This window comes from Clavibacter sp. AC415 (assembly GCF_979252985.1).
In genome coordinates, this window is the sequence record NZ_CEEDAR010000014.1 from 165,381 (window position 1) to 184,949 (window position 19,569).

Sequence of the window (19,569 nt, forward strand, 5' to 3'; positions counted from 1 at the left end):
CTCGGGCAGGCGCTCGCCGCGGCGGACGCCGGACGGACGCCCGTGGACGGCGTGGTCGAGTCGCTCCTGGACGCGGCGCGCGACCGCGGCGAGGGGTGGCTGCCGCTCGGCGCTGACCCAGCACGAGGTGATGGGGCTCGGCGCGGCCGTCGCGGGCGAGGGGGTCGCCCGCGCGGCGCCGCTCGTGGATCCCGTCGCCCAGGCCCTGGCGCGCGGCTCGGGCCTCCGCGCCTCCGACGCGCGCGTCCGGGTCGCCGCCGCCGTGGTCGCCGCCGCGACGGCCGCCGCGGTCGTCGCGTGGGCCGCGGACGGGGTGACCCGCGGACCGCTCGAGGACGCCGTGCGGCGGGCGCTCGACCCGCTGCGTCCCGCGCTCGCGGCGCAGCTCGGCTGAGCCGCCGGAGGGGCGCCGCGCGCCGCCTCCCGAGCCCCGGTCCGCGGAGCAGGATGGCCCCATGACCGACGACGCCCGCCATCCCGACCACGCCGCCCTCGCCGCCAGCTTCGGCGCGGTGGCCGACCAGTACGACCGCGTGCGCCCCGGCTACCCCGAGGCGGCCGTGGAGTGGATGCTCCCGGCCGGCGCCCGCCGGGTCGTCGACCTGGGCGCGGGCACCGGCAAGCTCACGCGCCTGCTCGCCGCGCGCGGCCTGCAGGTCACCGCGGTGGAGCCCGACGCCGGCATGCGCGCCGTGCTGGCCGCCGCGTCCCCCGACGTCGACGTCCGCGCGGGATCCGGCGAGGCGATGCCCCTCGGCGACGGCGAGGAGGACGCGGTCCTCGTCGCGCAGGCGTGGCACTGGATGGACGCCGGGGAGGCGGCCCGCGAGGCCGCGCGCGTGCTCCGCCCCGGCGGCCGCCTCTGCCTGGTGTGGAACGCGATGGACGTGCGCGAGGACTGGGTCCGCGAGCTCGACGCGCTCCTCCAGCCGGGACGCCGCCCGCGCGGGCCCGGGCAGGAGCCCGGCCCGTTCCCCGGCTTCGGCCCGGTCGAGCACGCGTCCTTCCCCCACCGGCACCGCACGACCCCCGACGACGTCGTGGCGCTCGCGGGCTGCCGTCAGCCGCGTCGTCGTCATGCCCGACCCCGAGCGGGCTCGGGCGCTCGACGACATCCGCACGCTCCTCGCGGGTCACCCCGACACCGCGGGCCGCGACCAGCTGGAGCTCCCCTGGCGGGCGGACGCCTACCGCGCCCAGCTCGGCGGCTGAGGGGCTGCGGCACCCGCGGGAGCGCGCGCTAGGATCGTGGGACAGGCGCCGATCCGGCCATCACCGGGGAGCCTTCGGAAGTAGAGCCCCGCACGGACGACCGCGGGGCAGGTAGAACCGAACGGGTCGGGCCCGTCATCGCCTCTGGAGAGTGGCCGCGCGTCGCGTGGCAAGCGGGGTGGTACCGCGCTCGGGGATCCGCACACGGGTTCCGGGCGTCCTCGCGGAGAGCCGACGCCGCAGGAGATGCCATGACCTACCCCCGTCCCGTCCCCGACGACCCGCACGCCCCCGACCAGGTCGCGGCGAGCCCGCGCTTCCCGGAGATCGAGACCGGCATCCTCGCGTTCTGGAAGCGCGACGACACCTTCCGCGCCTCCGTCGAGCGGCGCGAGGGATGCGACGAGTGGGTCTTCTACGACGGCCCGCCCTTCGCCAACGGCCTCCCGCACTACGGGCACCTCCTCACCGGCTACGCGAAGGACGCCTTCCCGCGCTTCCAGACCATGCGCGGCAAGCAGGTGCACCGCCGCTTCGGCTGGGACACGCACGGCCTGCCCGCCGAGCTCGAGGCGATGCGCCAGCTCGGCATCACCGAGAAGAGCGAGATCGAGCAGATGGGCGTCGAGGCCTTCAACGCCGTCGCGCGCCGGTCGGTGCTCGAGTACACGGGGGAGTGGGAGGAGTACGTCACCCGCTCCGCGCGGTGGGTCGACTTCGAGGACGACTACAAGACCCTCGACATCGACTTCATGGAGTCGGTCATCTGGGCCTTCAAGGAGCTGCACGACAAGGGCCTCGCGTACGAGGGCTTCCGGGTGCTCCCGTACTGCTGGCACGACCAGACGCCGCTGAGCAACCACGAGCTGCGGATGGACGACGACGTCTACCGCATGCGCCAGGACCAGTCGGTCACCGTCACGTTCCCGCTCGTCGGCGCCAAGGCCGAGTCGCTCGGCCTCACCGCCGTGCGTGCGCTCGCCTGGACGACGACCCCGTGGACCCTGCCCACGAACATGGCGCTCGCGGTCGGGCCGGACATCACGTACGCCATCGTGCCCGCGGGCCCCGCCGGCACGCCCGACTCCGAGGCGCCGGACTCCCTGCCCCGCGCGTCGTCCGTGCAGCTCGCCGCCGAGGTGCTCGGGTCCGAGTACCTCATCGCGCAGGACCTCGTGGGGAACTACGCGAAGGACCTCGGCTACTCGTCCGCCGACGAGGCGCGCGCCGCCGTGTCCCGCACGGTCCTCGGCCGTCAGCTCGAGGGCGTCGCCTACGACCGCCTGTGGGACTTCTACGCCGACACGGAGCGCTTCGGCACCGGGAACGCGTGGCAGGTGCTCGTCGCCGACTACGTCACGACCACGGACGGCACCGGCATCGTCCACCAGGCCCCCGCCTACGGCGAGGAGGACCAGCAGGTCTGCGCCGCCGCCGGCATCCCCGTGATCCTGTCCCTCGACGAGGGCGGCCGCTTCGTCGACACGGTCCCCGAGGTCGCGGGAGAGCTGTGGTCGGACGCCGGCAGGACGCTCACGCGCACGCCGAAGGCGCAGGGCCGCCTCATCCGCCAGGCCAGCTACGAGCACTCGTACCCGCACTGCTGGCGCTGCAAGAACCCGCTCATCTACAAGGCGGTGTCCAGCTGGTTCGTGCGCGTCACCGACTTCCGCGACGACATGGTGCGCCTCAACCAGGACATCTCGTGGACCCCGGAGAACGTCAAGGACGGGCAGTTCGGCAAGTGGATCGGCAACGCCCGCGACTGGTCCATCAGCCGCAACCGCTTCTGGGGGAGCCCGATCCCCGTCTGGAAGAGCGACGACCCGGCCTACCCGCGCATCGACGTGTACGGCAGCCTCGACGAGCTCGAGGCCGACTTCGGGGTGCGCCCCACGGACCTGCACCGCCCGTTCATCGACCAGCTGACGCGCCCGAACCCCGACGACCCGACCGGCCGCTCCACCATGCGCCGCATCGAGGACGTGCTGGACGTCTGGTTCGACTCCGGATCGATGCCCTTCGCGCAGGTGCACTACCCGTTCGAGGACCGCGAGTGGTTCGACGCCCACAGCCCGGCCGACTTCATCGTCGAGTACATCGGGCAGACCCGCGGCTGGTTCTACACGCTGCACGCGCTCTCGACGGCCCTGTTCGACCGACCCGCGTTCTCGAGCGTCGTGAGCCACGGCATCGTGCTCGGCAACGACGGCCAGAAGATGTCGAAGTCGCTGCGCAACTACCCGGACGTCAACGACGTGTTCGACCGGGACGGATCCGACGCCATGCGCTGGTTCCTGCTCGCGAGCCCCGTGCTCCGGGGCGGCAACCTCGTGGTGACCGAGGAGGGCATCCGCGCAGGGCGTCCGGCAGGTGCTGCTGCCGCTCTGGAGCACCTGGTACTTCTTCTCGCTCTACGCCAACTCCGCGGCGCCGGGCGGCTACGAGGCGCACCGCGACACGACGAGCGACGACGTGCTGGACCGCTACATCCTCGCCCGCACCCGCCGCCTGGTCACCGAGGTGACGGCGCACATGACGGCGCTCGACTCCACGCTCGCGGCGGCCTCCCTGCGCGACTTCGCCGACGTGCTGACCAACTGGTACGTCCGCCGCAGCCGGGACCGCTTCTGGGCGGGCGTCGAGACCGCGGCCGACGGCACGGTCACGCGCACGGCCGCGTTCGACACCCTGTACACGGTCCTCGAGACGGTGGCGCGCGTCGCGGCGCCCCTCCTGCCGCTCGTCTCCGAGCGCATCTGGAAGGACCTCACGGGCGGGCGCAGCGTCCACCTGGAGGACTGGCCCGAGCCCGACGACCTGCCGGCCGACGACCGGCTCGTGGAGGTGATGGACCGGGTGCGCCAGGTGGCCTCCACGGCGCTCTCGCTCCGCAAGCAGTCGGGCCTCCGGGTCCGCCAGCCGCTCGCGCGGCTCACCGTGGTGAGCGACGACGCCGACGGGCTCGCCCGGTTCGAGGACATCCTCCGCGACGAGCTGAACGTGAAGGCGGTCGCCGTCAAGGAGCTCACGGCCACGAGCGCGTCGGACGCGGGCATCACCCGCCGGCTGACGGTGAACGCGCGCGTCGCCGGGCCGCGCCTCGGCAAGGGCGTGCAGCAGGTCATCCAGGCCGCCCGCGCCGGCGACTGGACCGAGGCCGACGGCGAGGTCGTCGCGGGCGGCGTGCCGCTCGTGGCGGGCGAGTACGAGCTCGTCCTGGAGGTCGCGGGCGACCGCGCCGACCAGGCGCTCGCCCTCCTGCCGGGCGGCGGCTTCCTCCTGCTCGACACGGCCCTCACGCCCGAGCTCGAGGCCGAGGGCCTCGCGCGCGACGTGGTGCGCAACGTGCAGGACGCGCGGAAGGGCGCGGGACTCGAGGTGAGCGACCGCATCGCCCTCGTGATCCGCCTGGACGCCGCGGGCGCCGAGGCGGCGGAGCGGTTCCGCGACCTCATCGCGCGTGAGACCCTGGCCGTGGCGCTGCGCATCGACGCGGACGCCGTGGCGGATCCGGGAGCCGGCATCACCGTCGGCGGCGGATCGCCCCTGTACATCGAGGTGGAGCGAGCATGAGCGACCAGCAGGGCGGACGGCCCTTCGACGACGACGAGCCCCGGCGCGACGACGACTTCGAGCCCGAGGGCGACGAGGGCGTCGACGCGGCCGCGCGCGCCCTCGACCCCGACGTCGACGGCCTGAGCGACGACCAGCTCTTCGCCGACGACGCCGCGGAGCTCCGCCGCGAGGCCGAGCGGTCGATCGTCGCGGGCCGCGAGGTCGACGACGAGAACTACTTCGAGCGCGAGGGCGACCTCGTGTACCAGGCGCTCCTGTCGCGCGTGGGGGAGCAGGCGCCCCAGCCGCGCCTGTCGGCGACGCGTCGCGTCGTGGAGCTCCTCGGCGACCCGCAGCGCGCGTACAAGATCGTGCACGTCACCGGCACCAACGGGAAGACGTCGACGAGCCGGATGACGGAGAGCATCCTCCGCGCCGCCGGCCTCCGGACGGGCCTGTTCACGAGCCCGCACCTCGTGCGGTTCAACGAGCGCATCGTCGTCGACGGCCTCCCCATCACCGACGAGGCGCTCAGCCGGAACTGGGCCGACGTCGAGCCCTTCATCGACATGGTCGACCAGGAGCTCGTGGCCGCGGGCGAGGAGCCCGTCACCTTCTTCGAGGCGCTCACCGTGCTCGCGTTCGCGGCGTTCGCCGACGCGCCCGTGGACGTCGCGGTCGTGGAGGTCGGCATGGGCGGCGAGTGGGACTCCACCAACGTCGCCGACGGCGAGGTCGCGGTGTTCACGCCCGTCTCGCTCGACCACACGCAGCGCCTCGGATCCACGGTCGCCGAGATCGCGCGCACCAAGTCGGGCATCGTGAAGCCCGCGTCCGACGTCGTCTCCGCCGCGCAGGTGCCGGAGGTGGTGGCCGAGCTCACGCGCGCGGCCGAGCTCACCGAGTCCACCTGGTCCATGGAGGGGGAGCGGTTCCGCCTCCTCGACACGACCCTCGCCGTCGGCGGCCAGGTCGTCTCCGTCCAGGGCCTCGCGGGCACCTACCGCGACGTGTTCCTGCCCCTGTTCGGCGCGCACCAGGCGCAGAACGCGGCGGTCGCGATCGCCGCGGTCGAGTCGTTCCTCGGCGGCGGCGACCACGCCATCCACGACGACGTGCTCGCGGAGGGCCTCGCCACGGCGACGAGCCCCGGGCGGCTGCAGGTCGTCGGCACGGAGCCGACCGTGCTGGTCGACGCGGCCCACAATCCCGCGGGTGCCGCCTCGCTCGCGGCGGCGCTGCCCGTCTACTTCACCTTCGACCGCGTCACCGCCGTCCTCGGCGTCCTCGCGGACAAGGACGCGGAGGGCATCGTGCGCGAGCTCGCCCCGGTCGTCGACCACTTCATCGTCACGGCCTCCACATCGGAGCGCTCGGTGGACCCCGACGAGCTGGCGCGCGTCGTCGTCGGCGTCGTCGGCCGGGACCGCGTGACGGTCGAACCCGACCTCCGCACCGCCCTCGAGGACGCCCGCGACTCAGCGGGCGAGACCGAGAAGGGCGCGGCGCTCGTCACCGGCTCGATCCTCCTCGTCGGCGAGGCCATGGCCCACGCGGACCAGGCGGGCTGGAAGACCGCGTGAGCACCGACGGGCGGCCCGCCCGCACGCGCCGCCCCCGTCCGCCCCGCACCACGGTCGAGATCCTCGGGTCCATCGTCATGGGCTTCCAGGTCATCGTCGTGTTCCTCGCGAGCCTCGTCGCCTTCGGCCTGGAGGCGCTGCCGGCGCTCCCCGCGCTCGGCGGCGGCGCGCTCCTGGTGCTCGCGATGCTCGCCGTCGTCGGGCTCGCTGCGCACCCCGCTCGGGGTGCGCGCCGGCTGGGTCGTGCAGGTCCTCGTGGTCCTCACCGGCCTCGTCCTGCCCGCCATGTACGCGGTCGGCGGGTTCTTCCTGCTCCTCTGGATCTACGCCATGGTCCAGGGCGCCCGCATCGACCGCGAGAAGGCCGCCGCGCGCGGGGCCTGGGGAGCAGGCCATGCTCGACGAGCAGGCCGCCGCGGCCGACGGCGCCCACGACCTCCCCACCGACCACCGACCGACCGACGAGCCGCCGGCTCCACCCCGTAGGAGATCCCCCCACGACCGCACCCGTCCAGGAGACCCTCGTCCTCGTGAAGCCCGACGGGGTCGCCCGCGGCCTCACCGGCGAGATCCTCCGCCGCATCGAGGCCAAGGGCTACCAGATCGTCGACCTCCGCATGCTGCAGGCCGAGCGCGCCCTGCTCGAGCAGCACTACGAGGAGCACCAGGGCAAGCCGTTCTACGAGCCGCTCGTGGAGTTCATGGAGTCCGGTCCCGTCGTCGCCGTGCGCGTCGCGGGGAACCGCGTCATCGAGGGCTTCCGGTCGCTCGCCGGCACCACCGACCCGACCGGAGCCGCGCCCGGCACCATCCGCGGCGACCTCGGCCGCGACTGGGGCCTCGCGGTCGCGCAGAACCTCGTGCACGGCAGCGACTCGCCCGAGTCCGCGGCGCGCGAGCTCGCCCTCTGGTTCTAGTCGGAGCGCACGCGGAGAGGGGCCGACCGGATCCGGTCGGCCCCTCTCGCACGTCCCGGCCCGCTCAGCCGAGGAGCGTCGGGATCAGCGCGGGGAAGGCCGCGACGATCGCGACGACGATGACGGCGTAGTTCAGCACGACCACGGCCCACGCGTAGGGCGCCACCGCGTCCGCGGCCCGGCGGATCCCGGCGGGCACCGGGATGAGACCCGACCGCGCGGTGGCGGAGAGCGTGCCCCACCACAGCGGGATCATCGCGCTCCACACCAGCAGGCAGTACGGGCAGAGCGCACCGATGACGAAGACGCTCTGGGTGAAGAGCCAGGTGACGAACAGCCAGCCGCCCAGCGTGCCGAGCGCGAAGAGCGTCCAGAACCACCGCGCGAACCGCGCCCCGGCGAGGAGCACCATGCCGAGCACGACGGGCACCACGAAGGCGGCGACCCCGATGAGCGGGTTCGGGAAGCCGAGGAGCGAGCCCTGCGCGGACTCGATGACCGTCGCGCAGGAGATGAACGGGTTGATGTCGCACGAGAGCGACGCGCCCGGCTCCTCGAGCAGGTGCAGCCGCTCGAGGACGAGGACGAACGACCCGATCCACCCGACGACGCCCGTGACGACGAGCAGGAGGGCCAGGGAACGGGGGTGCACGGGGGCCCGGGTCGCGGTCATCGGGAGATCATGGCAGACGGCCCGGCCGTGACCCTGACGGCCGGGTGGGCGTCGGCGTGCGATACTGGCTGGCAGGTCGACCCGCCGCGCGGGACGACCGCCATTAACAGTCTTTCCCGGGGCAGACCCGGGCCGCACGGCACGTCCGGCGGCGGATAGCCAGTTCCGTACCAGTGCGCACGACCGTAGCCTCGGGCCGGAAGTCGCAGACCAGGATCGACGGAGAACCGCGAAGGCGGGGATCCACTCGGAGAGCTACCGGGATACGGCGCGGCCGTACCGTCCGGTTGAGGAGTGCACCAGAGATGGTGGAGAGAGACGAGAACACCGGCAGGAGGCGACCCAGCCTCCTCGAGCGGCTGACCGGCCGCCGCGCCGAGCCGACCGCGGCGACGGAGACCGGCGGCCCGCCCGTCCTCCCCGCGTCCGCGTCCCCCGAGGCGAGCGGCACGCCCGCCGCCTCCGTAGCGAAGGGCCACACCCTGAACGAGAACGACGACACCCAGTCCGCGCCCGTCGAGCAGGAGGCGCCGGTCGTCCGACGCTCCCGCCGCGCGAGCACCGCCGCCTCCGCGCCCGCGGCCGCCCAGCCGGACGACGCCAGCGTCGACGCGTCCGCCTCAGCGCCCGCGTCCGCCGAGGCTCCCGCGTCCGACGAGGCTCCCGCGTCCGCGGAGGCCGCCGCGCCCGCCGACGAGGCACCGGCCGCCCCGGCCCCGCGGAAGCGCGCCCCGCGCAAGGCCGCCGTCGCGGCTCCCGCCGAGGAGCCCGCCGACGCGCCCGCCGCCCCGGCTCCCGAGCCCGCCTCCGCGCCCGCCGCCCCGGCTCCCGAGCCCGCCTCCGCGCCCGCCGCCGCAGGCACGGACGCCGTCGCGGACGAGGAGCCCGCGACGGAGGCCCCCGCCGCCCCGGCTCGCACGCTCCCGTCCCTGTCCGTCTTCTTCCAGGCCCCGGACATCGCCCCGCTGCCGCCCCGCCGCGCGCGGGACGACCGGCGCGACGACGACCGCGACGAGGACGACGACGCCGACCGCGACGACCGCCCCTCGCGCTCCTCGCGTCGCAGCGGACGCGGCCAGGACCGCAGCGCGGGCTGCGACGGTCGCGTGCGCGACCGCGAGGACGACCACGACGACGAGGACGACGCCCCCTCCGTGCGCCGCCGCGCGCGCCGCCGCACCGGCGAGGAGGGCCGCGACGGCGACGACGCTCCCGGCACCGTGGTCAAGGTCCGCACGCCCCGCGAGCCCGAGCTCATCACGGAGCCGCAGCGCATCAAGGGCTCCACCCGCCTCGAGGCCGAAGAAGCAGCGCCGCCGCGACGGCCGCGACGCCGGCCGCCGCCGCCCCGTCCTCACGGAGTCCGAGTACCTGGCCCGCCGCGAGTCGGTCGACCGCAGCATGATCGTGCGCTCGCGCGATGGCAAGATCCAGATCGGCGTGCTCGAGGACCAGGTGCTGGTGGAGCACTACGTCGCCCGCGCCGACGAGGCGTCCCTCATCGGCAACGTCTACCTCGGTCGCGTCCAGAACGTGCTCCCGAGCATGGAGGCCGCCTTCATCGACATCGGCCGCGGCCGCAACGCCGTGCTCTACTCCGGCGAGGTCGACTGGGAGGCCGCCAACGCCGACAAGGGCGGCGGCAGCCACGCGCGCCGCATCGAGGTCGCGCTGAAGCCCGGCGACCGCGTCCTGGTGCAGGTCACCAAGGACCCGGTGGGCCACAAGGGCGCCCGTCTCACCAGCCAGGTCAGCCTGCCGGGCCGCTACCTCGTGTACGTCCCCAACGGCTCCATGAACGGCATCAGCCGGAAGCTCCCCGACACGGAGCGCGCGCGCCTGAAGAAGACGCTGAAGGAGGTGCTGCCCGAGAACGTGGGCGTCATCGTCCGCACGGCCGCCGAGGGCGCGACGGAGGAGCAGCTGAAGCTCGACGTCGAGCGGCTCACGTCGCAGTGGGCGGAGATCAGCCGCCAGGTCGAGAAGGCGCAGGCGCCCGCGCTCCTGCACTCCGAGCCCGACCTGCTGCTGAAGATCATCCGCGACGTCTTCAACGAGGACTTCCACAAGCTCGTCATCGACGGCGGCGACGCCCAGGAGATCATCGAGGGCTACCTCCGCGGCGTCGCGCCCGACCTCATCGACCGGGTCGAGACGTACCGCGGCGAGAGGGACTCGTTCGACGAGCACCGCGTCAGCGAGCAGATCGAGAAGGCGCTCGACCGGAAGGTCTGGCTGCCCTCCGGCGGCTCGCTCGTCATCGACCGCACCGAGGCCATGACCGTGGTCGACGTGAACACGGGCAAGTTCGTCGGATCCGGCGGCAACCTCGAGGAGACCGTCACCAAGAACAACCTCGAGGCGGCGGAGGAGATCGTCCGCCAGATGCGCCTGCGGACATCGGCGGCATCATCGTCGTCGACTTCATCGACATGGTCCTCGAGAGCAACCGCGACCTCGTGCTGCGCCGCCTGGTGGAGTGCCTGAGCCGCGACCGCACGAAGCACCAGGTCGCCGAGGTCACCTCGCTCGGGCTCGTGCAGATGACCCGGAAGAAGCTCGGCCTCGGGCTGCTGGAGTCGTTCTCGGAGAACTGCGAGACGTGCGCCGGGCGGGGCATCATCATCCACCACGACCCGCTCATGGAGCACAAGCAGACGCCGCAGGAGCCGATCCAGGGTCAGGGCCGCCGTCGCGGCGGCAAGGGCCAGGAGCACGGCGGCGGCAACGGCAACGGCGGCAACGGCGGCGGGCGCGGCGGCGGACAGGCGCAGCAGCAGTGCACGCCCGCGGCGAGCACCCACAGCATCACCGACGACGCGCGCTCCGCCCTCGCCAAGATCGCGACGAGCACCATCCAGACGGTGAACGAGGCGATCGACCGGGTCGAGGACGTCGTGCGGACGCCCGACGAGGGATCGGCGGCGCACGAGGCCGAGCCCGCGGCGTCCGCGGGATCTCCGGCAGCCGCGGACGAGCAGCGGCGCGGCGACCGTCCGCGGCGCAGCCGGGGAGGCCGGGGACGCGCGTCGTCCGCGACCGTCGAGGCGCAGGAGGCGCCCTCCACGTCAGAGCCCGCGGCTCCCGCCGAGGACCCGACCCCGCCGATGCCGCCGTCGAGGAGCCCGCGCTCGACGCTCGAGCCGCGCGAGGCCATCCGCCTGGAGCCCGTGCAGATCCTCGACATCCCCGTCGCGAGCGCCCGTACGGCGCCGCGCCGAGTCAGCTCGGCCGACGCGGAGCAGCTCCTCGGCTCCGTGCTCGACGCGCTGCCGCAGCCCAAGGAGCCGGGACAGGGGCGGGCACGCACCCGCCGGGTCTCGACCCCGACGCTGACGACGCCGGCCGCCGCCGCCGACGACGCGAGCTGATCCCGCGGCTGTCCTGGGGACGGCCGGACGACGAGGGGCCCGGAGCGCATGCTCCGGGCCCCTCGTCGTCCACCGTGCGGACGACGGTCAGGTCTCGGGCGCCCGACGCTCGCGCTGGGTGACGCGCAGCCCGCTGGCCTGGAGCCGCCGCACCAGGTCCCGGTTCGACACGGGGAGGGCGCCGCGCGCGACCAGTTCCGCGTACCGCGCCGGGCACGTCGTAGTGGTCGCGGTCGAAGCTCCGCTCCGGATCCCGGCGGCGCGCGCGAAGGCGTGGAGCTCGTCGAGCGACGCGTCGCTCACCAGGTGCGCCCAGAGGGTGCCGTGCGCGGGCCACGCGGGTCGGTCGAGGAGCACGGTCATCCTGCGAGCATAGGCAGGCATCGCCCCGGCCCCGGGGCGGACCGCCGCGCGACGCGCCCGGCGCGCATGCGGCTCGGCGGCCGGATGCTCGCGTATGATCCATGGAGGACGCCGGGGGTCCGCGGTTCGACCCCTGTCCGGCGTTCCGGTAACATGGTGAGTCGCTGGCATGCGCCGACCCCCGAGGTCGTGCGCGTGCATGCAGACTTCCTCCAATGATTCGGGCCACAGGGCGTCATGTCCCCAGTGAGTCAAGCCCGCGAGAGAAAACAGGTACGGAAAAGTGGTTTACGCAGTTGTGCGCGCCGGCGGTCGGCAGGAGAAGGTCGAGGTCGGGACCATCGTCACGATGGACCGGGTCAAGAACCAGCAGAGCGGCAAGGTCGTGCTCCCCGCGGTCCTGCTCGTCGACGGCGACACCATCACCACGGACGCCGCGAAGCTCGCCGACGTCACCGTCAGCGCCGAGATCCTGAACGACCTCCGCGGTCCCAAGATCGTCATCCAGAAGTTCAAGAACAAGACCGGGTACAAGAAGCGCCAGGGGCACCGCCAGGACCTCACGCGCGTCCAGGTCACCGAGATCAACTAGCACGAGAACGCAGGGAGAAGCAGATGGCACACAAGAAGGGCGCGAGCTCTACCCGCAACGGCCGTGACTCGAACGCCCAGCGCCTCGGCGTGAAGCGCTTCGGCGGCCAGGTCGTCGGCGCCGGCGAGATCATCGTCCGCCAGCGCGGCACGCACTTCCACCCCGGCGTCAACGTCGGCCGTGGTGGCGACGACACGCTGTTCGCCCTTCTCCGCCGGCTCGGTGGAGTTCGGCGTCAAGGGCGGCCGCAAGGTCGTCAACATCGTCGTCCCGGCCTAGCGCAGGCCGACAGCACGATCCTGCAGCGGCTCAGCCGCGCAGCACCTCAAGGGCGGGCCTCGGCCCGCCCTTGCGTGCGTTCCGCAGGAGACACCCCGAGAAGAAACGAGCGACAGCCATGGCGACATTCGTCGACACCGTGACCCTCCACCTGCGGGCGGGAAACGGCGGCAACGGCTGCGTCTCTGTCCGCCGCGAGAAGTTCAAGCCCCTCGCCGGCCCCGACGGCGGCAACGGCGGCAACGGCGGGGACATCGTCCTCGTCGCCGACCCGCAGGTCACGACCCTGCTCGGCCTACCACCGCGGACCGCACCGCTCCTCGCGGAACGGCGGCCCCGGCATGGGCGACCACCGCCACGGCACGCTCGGCGAGACCCTGGCAGCTCCCCGTCCCCGTGGGGACGGTCGTCAAAGACGCCGACGGCCAGGAGCTCGCCGACATGGCCACGCCGGGCATGCGCTACGTCGCCGCCGAGGCCGGGCAGGGCGGGCTGGGCAACGCGTCGCTCGCCACCACCAAGCGCAAGGCCCCCGGGTTCGCGCTCCTCGGCACCCAGGGCTACGAGGGCGACGTCGTCCTCGAGTTGAAGGTCGTCGCCGACGTGGCGCTCGTCGGCTACCCGTCCGCGGGCAAGTCCAGCCTCGTCGCGTCCATCTCCGCCGCGAAGCCGAAGATCGCCGACTACCCCTTCACGACCCTGCACCCGAACCTCGGCGTGGTCGAGGCGGCCGACTCCCTGGTACACCGTCGCCGACGTGCCCGGCCTCATCGAGGGCGCCAGCGAGGGCAAGGGCCTCGGGCTCGAGTTCCTCCGCCACGTCGAGCGCTGCTCCGCGCTGCTGCACGTCCTCGACTGCGCCACGCTCGATCCCGGCCGGGACCCGATCTCGGACCTCGACATCATCCTCACCGAGCTCGCCGCGTACCCGGTGCCCGCGGGCCAGGTTCCGCTGCTCGAGCGCCCCCAGCTCATCGCGCTGAACAAGATCGACGTCCCCGAGGCCCAGGAGCTCGCCGAGCTCGTGCGCCCCGAGCTCGAGGCGCGCGGCTATCGCGTGTTCGACATCTCCACCGTCAGCCACGAGGGCCTGCGCCAGCTGTCATTCGCCCTGGCCGAGCTCGTGGAGGATGCCCGCACCAAGGCCGCCGAGGAGCCCGAGGCCCCGCGCATCGTGCTGCGTCCACGGGCCGTGGACGAGAAGCCCTTCACCATCCGCGTCGACGGCGGCAGCTACGGGGACATCTACCGGGTGCTCGGCACGAAGCCGGAGCGCTGGGTCCAGCAGACCGACTTCACCAACGACGAGGCCGTCGGCTACTCTGGCCGACCGGCTCGCGAAGCTCGGCGTCGAGGACGGGCTGTTCAAGGCCGGGGCCGTCGCCGGCTCCAGCGTCGTCATCGGCGAGGGCAGCGGCGTGGTCTTCGACTGGGAGCCCACCCTCACCTCCACCGCCGAGCTCATCACGAGCCCGCGCGGCGCGGACGCCCGCGTCGACCCGCTCAACCGCCGCACGAACCAGGCGCGTCGCGAGGACTACTTCGCCCGCATGGACGCCAAGGCGGAGGCCCGCGCCCAGCTCGTGCGCGAGGGCGAGGCCGGGCTGTGGGCGGACGACGACGCGACCGACGAGGACGCCTCCGCGGACGAGAAGGCGTAGCCGATGGGCACGACCGCGCGCGCGGGCATCGCGACGGCGCGCCGCATCGTGGTGAAGGTCGGCTCGTCGTCCATCAGCGGGGAGAACGCCGGGCAGATCGGCCCACTCGTCGACGCCATCGCCACGGTGCACGCGCGCGGCGCCGAGGTCGTCCTGGTGTCGTCGGGTGCCATCGCCACGGGCATGCCGTTCCTGCGCCTCGACGACCGGCCGGCGGACCTCGCCACGCAGCAGGCGGCGGCCGCGGTCGGACAGAGCGTGCTCGTCTTCCGGTACCAGGAGAGCCTCGACCGCTACGGCATCGTCGCGGGGCAGGTGCTCCTCACCGCCGGCGACCTCGCGGCGCCGGACCACCGCGAGAACGCGCAGCGCGCCATGGAGCGCCTCCTCGGCCTCCGGCTCCTGCCCATCGTCAACGAGAACGACACGGTGGCGACGCACGAGATCCGCTTCGGCGACAACGACCGGCTGGCGGCGCTCGTCGCGAGGCTGGTCGACGCGGACCTCCTCCTCCTCCTCTCCGACGTGGACGCGCTCTACACGCGCCCGCCCCAGGAGCCGGGCGCGCGCCGCATCGAGCACGTCGACTTCGGCGACGAGCTCGCGGGCGTCGAGATCGGCAGCACCGGCACGGGCGTCGGCACCGGGGAGCGGTCACCAAGGTCGCCGCCGCTCGCCTGGCCGCCGAGGCCGGCACGGGCGTGCTCCTGACCTCGACCGCCCAGGTCGCGGATGCCCTCGCCGGCGGGCACGTCGGCACCTGGTTCGCGCCCCGCGCCTGACCGCGCCACGCCAGGCCGGCCGTCGCGTCCGCTCGTCGCGTCCGCCCGTCGTCGGGCCGCTGGCGCTAGGCTTCCGTCCATGCCCACGATCGCCTCCGCCGCCCCCGCCGAGCCCGCCGTTCCCCCTGCATCCGGCGGCGCCCACGGACCGGACGCGGAGCTCGAGCGGATCCTGGGGGCCGCCCGCGCCGCGTCCACCGCCGTCGCGGCCCGCACGTCCGGCCAGCGCGACGCCGCGCTCGACGCGGTCTCCGCCGCCCTCGTCGCGCACGCCGACCGCATCGTCGCGGCCAACGTGCAGGACCTCGACGCGGGACGGGCCGCGGGGCTCGCGACGGGCCTCCTCGACCGGCTGACCCTGGACGCGCGCCGCGTCGCCGCGCTCGCGGATGCCGTGGCCGGGATCCGCGCGCTCGACGACCCGCTCGGCCACGTGGTGCGCGGCCGCACGCTCCCCAACGGGCTCCTGCTCTCGCAGGTGCGCGTCCCCTTCGGCGTCGTCGGCGCCATCTACGAGGCCCGGCCGAACGTCACCGTGGACATCGCCGCCCTCGCGCTCAAGAGCGGCAACGCGGTCGTCCTCCGCGGCGGCTCGGCGGCGCTCCGGACGAACGCCGTCCTCGTCGACGTCATGCGGGCGGCGCTCGAGGGCGCCGGCCTCCCCGCGGACGCCGTGCAGACCGTCGACGCGCACGGACGCGCCGGTGCCGCCCGCCTCATGCGCGCGCGGGGACTGGTGGACGTGCTGGTGCCGCGCGGATCCGCCGAGCTCATCCGCACGGTCGTCGAGGAGTCGACCGTGCCCGTGATCGAGACCGGCGCGGGCGTCGTGCACGTGTACCTCGACACGTCCGCCGACGCGCGGATGGCCGTCGACATCGCCGTCGACGCCAAGGTCAGCCGCCCCAGCGTCTGCAACGCCATGGAGACGCTGCTCGTCCACCGGGACGCCGCGCCGCGCGTGCTCCCCGACGTGCTCGACGCGCTGCGCGACCGCGGTGTGACGGTGCACGGCGACGAGGCCGTCCGCGCGCTGTGGCCCGCCGCCGTCCCCGCCACGGAGGAGGACTGGGCCGCGGAGTACCTCTCGCTCGACCTGGCCGTCCGGGTGGTCGACTCCGTGGAGGACGCCGTGTCGCACATCGCCCGCTGGTCCACGCACCACACCGAGTCCATCGTCACATCCGACGTCGCCGTGGCGGAGCGCTTCCTCGCGGCCGTCGACTCGGCCGTCGTCATGGTGAACGCCTCCACGCGCTTCACCGACGGATCCGAGTTCGGCTTCGGCGCCGAGGTCGGCATCTCCACGCAGAAGCTGCACGCGCGCGGGCCGATGGGGCTGCAGAGCTGACCAGCACGAAGTGGGTCGTGCGGGGGAGCGGACAGGTCCGCGGCTGACCGGACGCGGTCCAGGGCGGCGATCGGAGCGCGCCACGGCACGCCCGGACCCGGTGCACGCCGCGAGGGGCTCGCCGATAGGATGGCAGGCGCCGCCTCCGCACCACGGGGCGTGCCACGAACGGAGATCCCATGCACGCGCTGACCACCACCCTCCTCGCCGAGACCGAGCACGCCATGGAGCTCGCCGCCCCGCTGTGGGTGTTCCCGGCCGTCGCCGCGGTCGCGTTCATCGCCCTGGGCGTCGTCATGTTCAGCTTCCGCGACGGTGAGCAACCGCCACTCGGAGAAGTGGGGCAAGCCCCCGTGGCCGAGCAGGGCCACGGCACCGCCGACCAGGCGCACTGAGCGCGAGCACCCGCCAGATGACGACACCCGCGACCCCGCGCCTCCGCATCGGGGTCATGGGCGGCACGTTCGACCCCATCCACAACGGCCGCACCTCGTCGCCGCGAGCGAGGTGCAGCAGCACCTCCAGCTCGACGAGGTGATCTTCGTCCCCACAGGCCAGCCGTGGCAGAAGCAGACGGTCACCGACGGCGAGCACCGCTACCTCATGACCGTGATCGCGACCGCGGCGAACCCGCGCTTCACCGTGAGCCGCGTCGACATCGACCGGGCCGGCACCACCTACACGATCGACACGCTCCGCGACATCCGGCGCACGCACCCGGACGCGGAGCTCTTCTTCATCACGGGCGCGGACGCCATCCAGCAGATCCTCGGGTGGAAGGACGTCGCGGAGCTGTGGGACCTGGCGCACTTCGTCGCCGTGACGCGTCCCGGGCACGACCTCACCGAGAGCGCCCTCCCGCATGCCGACGTAAGATTGCTGGAGGTGCCGGCGCTGGCCATCTCCTCGACCGACTGCCGGAGCCGAGTCGGACGGGGCTTCCCCGTGCGGCACCTCGTCCCCGACGGAGTCGTCCAGTACGAGTCTCCAAGCACCATCTGTATCGGGCGCCCGCGATGAGCCCTCCGACGACGCGCCCGACGCCGGGCCGACCTCGAGCCTCGACGACGGTCCCGCTCCCCAGACGCTCGGGCTGAAGCCGCCGCGAGATGCGCGCCGCCGAGCAGCGCCCGCGCCCTCGCGCTCGGCATCGACGAGGCGGACGACGCCCCGGCCGACCACGTCCCGGCGGACGCACCGCGATCCTCCGCCCGGACACGTCCGGTCCCGGCGCCGGTCCCGCCTCCGACTCCTCGCCGTCGCCTCCGCCTCCGAGGACGCCGCCTCCGAGGACGCCGCCCCCGTCGACACCGCACCCGATGCCTCCGTCTCCGTCGTCGACGCGCCGGGGGACGCGCAGCAGGGGGAGGCCCCTGCGCCGGAGTCCGCCTGGGGCGTCCGACCAGGTCGCCGCCGCGCCCGACACCGCCGCGGTCCCGGCCGCGTCGTCCGGCGTGGGTCCCGAGACCTCCGCCATCCTCCTGTCGGGGCGTGCGTGACCGCCGCCGCCGAGCGCCGTGCCGTCCGCGAGGCCGAGGAGGCCGCGCGTCAGAGCAGCGCGGATCCGAGCACGCGGGCGTCCCCCGGATCCCCGTCCGCGACGCCGTCCGCTCCCTCGGGGGACGCCGACGCCGGTGGCGATGGCGCCGCCCAGATGGCGCCGCCGCCGCGACCGGCGGCCGCGACGCCGTGGCCGTCGACGAACGCGCCCTCCCGGTCCCGGTGCGTCCGGCTGCCGCCGTACGTCCGCTACGGCCGCGGGTCCCGCGCGACCCCGACCGCGGGCGCCGTACGGCAGCGCCTGCCGGCGCCCCGCCGACGTCGAGGCGGAGGCCGTCCCCGCGCAGGAGGCGGAGGAGATCGAGGCCGTCCCGGTCGAGGACGCCGATGCCGACCGCGAGACCGAGGAGCCGCGCGCTCCCGGGACGCCGTCCGCCGAGACCCCCTCCGCCTGGCCGTTCGCGCCCATCGTGCCCTCGGGCGACGCCGCGGGCCTGCAACGTGGACAGCTCGGGGGAGCAGCCGACGGTGCCCCCGCTGGCCGCGCACACGCCGAGCCGGGACGAGGACCCCCTGCCCGGCGCCGTCGCTCCGAGCCCGCCTCCTGGGCGACCGGTCCCAGCCGCCCCCGTCCCTCGAGCCGCGTTCGTTCGGGACCCGCGCCTCCGCCGCGTCCGAGGACCTCGAGGGCGTCGAGCCCGGCGACCGCGCGGCCGAGCCGACCGGAGCCGCCGCTGCCGCCGCCGACGTCCGCACTCCGTTCACGCCGCCGACGGGCCACTGGTCCGTCCAGGATCAGGTCGACGAGGACCAGCCGCACACCGGCAACCACTTCATCCTCCCGACCGTGCCGCACGCGGGCGACATGCAGCAGGCGCTGAACAGCACGGGCGAGATCATCATCACCGGGTCGATCGACCTGCCCCGCAGCCTCGGCTCCATGGGCACCCATCCGGACCGCTTCGACACGGCCGACATGGACCGCATCCTCGAGCAGGGCGACGACCATGACCACGCCCCGGCCGGTTCCGACTCGGAGCCCGTCCGCGCGAGCCGTGCGGTCAGCACCCACACCTCGACGCGCGCCGTCGTCCAGCCGCCGCCGCGGAAGCGCTTCACGGCACCCGTCGTCGCGGCGGTCACGGCCGGGGAGTCGCCGTCATCGGCGCGGGCCTCGTCATCGTCGCCTTCATGACGAATGTATTCTGAACCCCTGCACCACCCCACCCGTCCCGGAAGGACTCTGTGACCGCTTCTCCCCGCGCCCTCGACCTGCTCAAGGTCGCCGCCTCCGCCGCCGACTCCAAGCAGGCCATCGACCTGGTCGCGCTCGACGTCTCCGGCCCCTGCCGCTCACCGACGTCTTCCTGATCGCCTCGGCCCGCAACGAGCGGAACGCGCAGGCGGTCGCCGACGAGATCGAGGACAAGATGATCGAGGCCGGCGCCAAGCCGCTGCGCCGCGAGGGGAAGAGCGAGGGCAGCTGGATCCTCCTCGACTTCGGCGACGTCGTCGCCCACGTCTTCACCGAGGAGGACCGCATGTACTACTCGCTGGAGCGCCTCTGGAAGGACTGCCCCGTCGTCGAGCTCGAGATCGAGCCGAGCGCCTCCGCCTCCTGATCGGCCGCGACGCCGGTCCGGCCACCGCGCCGGACCGGCGCTCGTCTCGGATCGGCGCTCGATCCTGCCCGCCGACCGGGTCCTCCGAGCACGGTCACGGCCGTG

10 protein-coding genes and 8 pseudogenes are annotated in these 19,569 nt (G+C 74.1%); 16 read left to right on the top strand and 2 right to left on the bottom strand.

What is annotated here, in order from left to right; translation table 11 throughout:
- The first annotated feature begins 127 nt into the window (after positions 1-127).
- The 6 genes and pseudogenes from ACZ411_RS05580 (at position 128) to ndk (ending at position 7,270) form a co-directional block, all read left to right on the top strand.
- Positions 128-394 (top strand): hypothetical protein, encoded by a 267-nt coding sequence (locus tag ACZ411_RS05580; protein ID WP_464169282.1) that lies wholly within the window; start codon positions 128-130, stop codon positions 392-394.
- Between the two features lie 61 nt (positions 395-455).
- On the top strand, positions 456-1,244 hold the full coding sequence (locus ACZ411_RS05585) for a class I SAM-dependent methyltransferase (RefSeq protein WP_464169094.1): 789 nt from the start codon (positions 456-458) through the stop codon (positions 1,242-1,244).
- A gap of 219 nt (positions 1,245-1,463) precedes the next feature.
- Positions 1,464-4,788 (top strand): annotated as a pseudogene (ileS, locus tag ACZ411_RS05590) (isoleucine--tRNA ligase).
- Positions 4,785-6,353, top strand: a complete 1,569-nt coding sequence (locus ACZ411_RS05595; RefSeq protein ID WP_464169096.1) for a bifunctional folylpolyglutamate synthase/dihydrofolate synthase — start codon at positions 4,785-4,787, stop codon at positions 6,351-6,353. Before ileS ends, ACZ411_RS05595 begins: the two are co-directional and overlap by 4 nt.
- Positions 6,354-6,608: 255 nt before the next feature.
- Complete coding sequence (locus ACZ411_RS05600; RefSeq protein WP_464169275.1) at positions 6,609-6,839, top strand: DUF4233 domain-containing protein; 231 nt, start codon at positions 6,609-6,611, stop codon at positions 6,837-6,839.
- The gene (gene ndk / locus ACZ411_RS05605; protein WP_464169277.1) at positions 6,734-7,270 is read left to right on the top strand and encodes a nucleoside-diphosphate kinase; all 537 of its coding nucleotides are present in this window, start codon (positions 6,734-6,736) and stop codon (positions 7,268-7,270) included. The genes ACZ411_RS05600 and ndk overlap by 106 nt, the downstream gene beginning before the upstream one ends.
- Before the next feature lie 64 nt (positions 7,271-7,334).
- On the opposite strand, the gene ACZ411_RS05610 is transcribed toward ndk, so the two are convergent.
- Positions 7,335-7,943 carry a vitamin K epoxide reductase family protein gene (locus tag ACZ411_RS05610; protein WP_464169098.1) on the bottom strand — a complete coding sequence of 203 codons (609 nt, stop codon included), beginning with the start codon at positions 7,941-7,943 and terminating at the stop codon, positions 7,335-7,337.
- A gap of 305 nt (positions 7,944-8,248) precedes the next feature.
- Between ACZ411_RS05610 and ACZ411_RS05615 the strand changes: the two are divergent.
- Positions 8,249-11,314: pseudogene (locus tag ACZ411_RS05615) on the top strand (Rne/Rng family ribonuclease).
- A gap of 87 nt (positions 11,315-11,401) precedes the next feature.
- On the opposite strand, the gene ACZ411_RS05620 reads toward ACZ411_RS05615, so the two are convergent.
- Positions 11,402-11,677 carry a DUF4031 domain-containing protein gene (locus tag ACZ411_RS05620; RefSeq protein ID WP_464169100.1) on the bottom strand — a complete coding sequence of 92 codons (276 nt, stop codon included), beginning with the start codon at positions 11,675-11,677 and terminating at the stop codon, positions 11,402-11,404.
- A gap of 283 nt (positions 11,678-11,960) precedes the next feature.
- Between ACZ411_RS05620 and rplU the strand changes: the two genes are divergently transcribed.
- From rplU to rsfS, 9 genes and pseudogenes are all read left to right on the top strand, one after another.
- Positions 11,961-12,269 (top strand): 50S ribosomal protein L21, encoded by a 309-nt coding sequence (gene rplU, locus ACZ411_RS05625; RefSeq protein WP_012038175.1) that lies wholly within the window; start codon positions 11,961-11,963, stop codon positions 12,267-12,269.
- A gap of 23 nt (positions 12,270-12,292) precedes the next feature.
- Positions 12,293-12,548 (top strand): annotated as a pseudogene (gene rpmA, locus ACZ411_RS05630) (50S ribosomal protein L27).
- 118 nt (positions 12,549-12,666) lie between these two features.
- Positions 12,667-14,209: pseudogene (gene obgE / locus ACZ411_RS05635) on the top strand (GTPase ObgE).
- A 3-nt stretch (positions 14,210-14,212) separates the two neighbouring features.
- Positions 14,213-14,991 (top strand): annotated as a pseudogene (proB, locus tag ACZ411_RS05640) (glutamate 5-kinase).
- A gap of 79 nt (positions 14,992-15,070) precedes the next feature.
- Positions 15,071-16,389: pseudogene (locus ACZ411_RS05645) on the top strand (glutamate-5-semialdehyde dehydrogenase).
- A 132-nt stretch (positions 16,390-16,521) separates the two neighbouring features.
- The gene (locus ACZ411_RS05650; RefSeq protein WP_464169110.1) at positions 16,522-16,737 is read left to right on the top strand and encodes a hypothetical protein; all 216 of its coding nucleotides are present in this window, start codon (positions 16,522-16,524) and stop codon (positions 16,735-16,737) included.
- Positions 16,738-16,754: 17 nt separating this feature from the next.
- Positions 16,755-17,439, top strand: a pseudogene (gene nadD / locus ACZ411_RS05655) (nicotinate-nucleotide adenylyltransferase).
- Positions 17,440-18,689: 1,250 nt separating this feature from the next.
- Positions 18,690-19,037, top strand: a complete 348-nt coding sequence (locus tag ACZ411_RS05660; RefSeq protein WP_464169112.1) for a hypothetical protein — start codon at positions 18,690-18,692, stop codon at positions 19,035-19,037.
- Positions 19,038-19,087: 50 nt separating this feature from the next.
- Positions 19,088-19,464 (top strand): annotated as a pseudogene (rsfS, locus tag ACZ411_RS05665) (ribosome silencing factor).
- Positions 19,465-19,569: the final 105 nt, after the last annotated feature.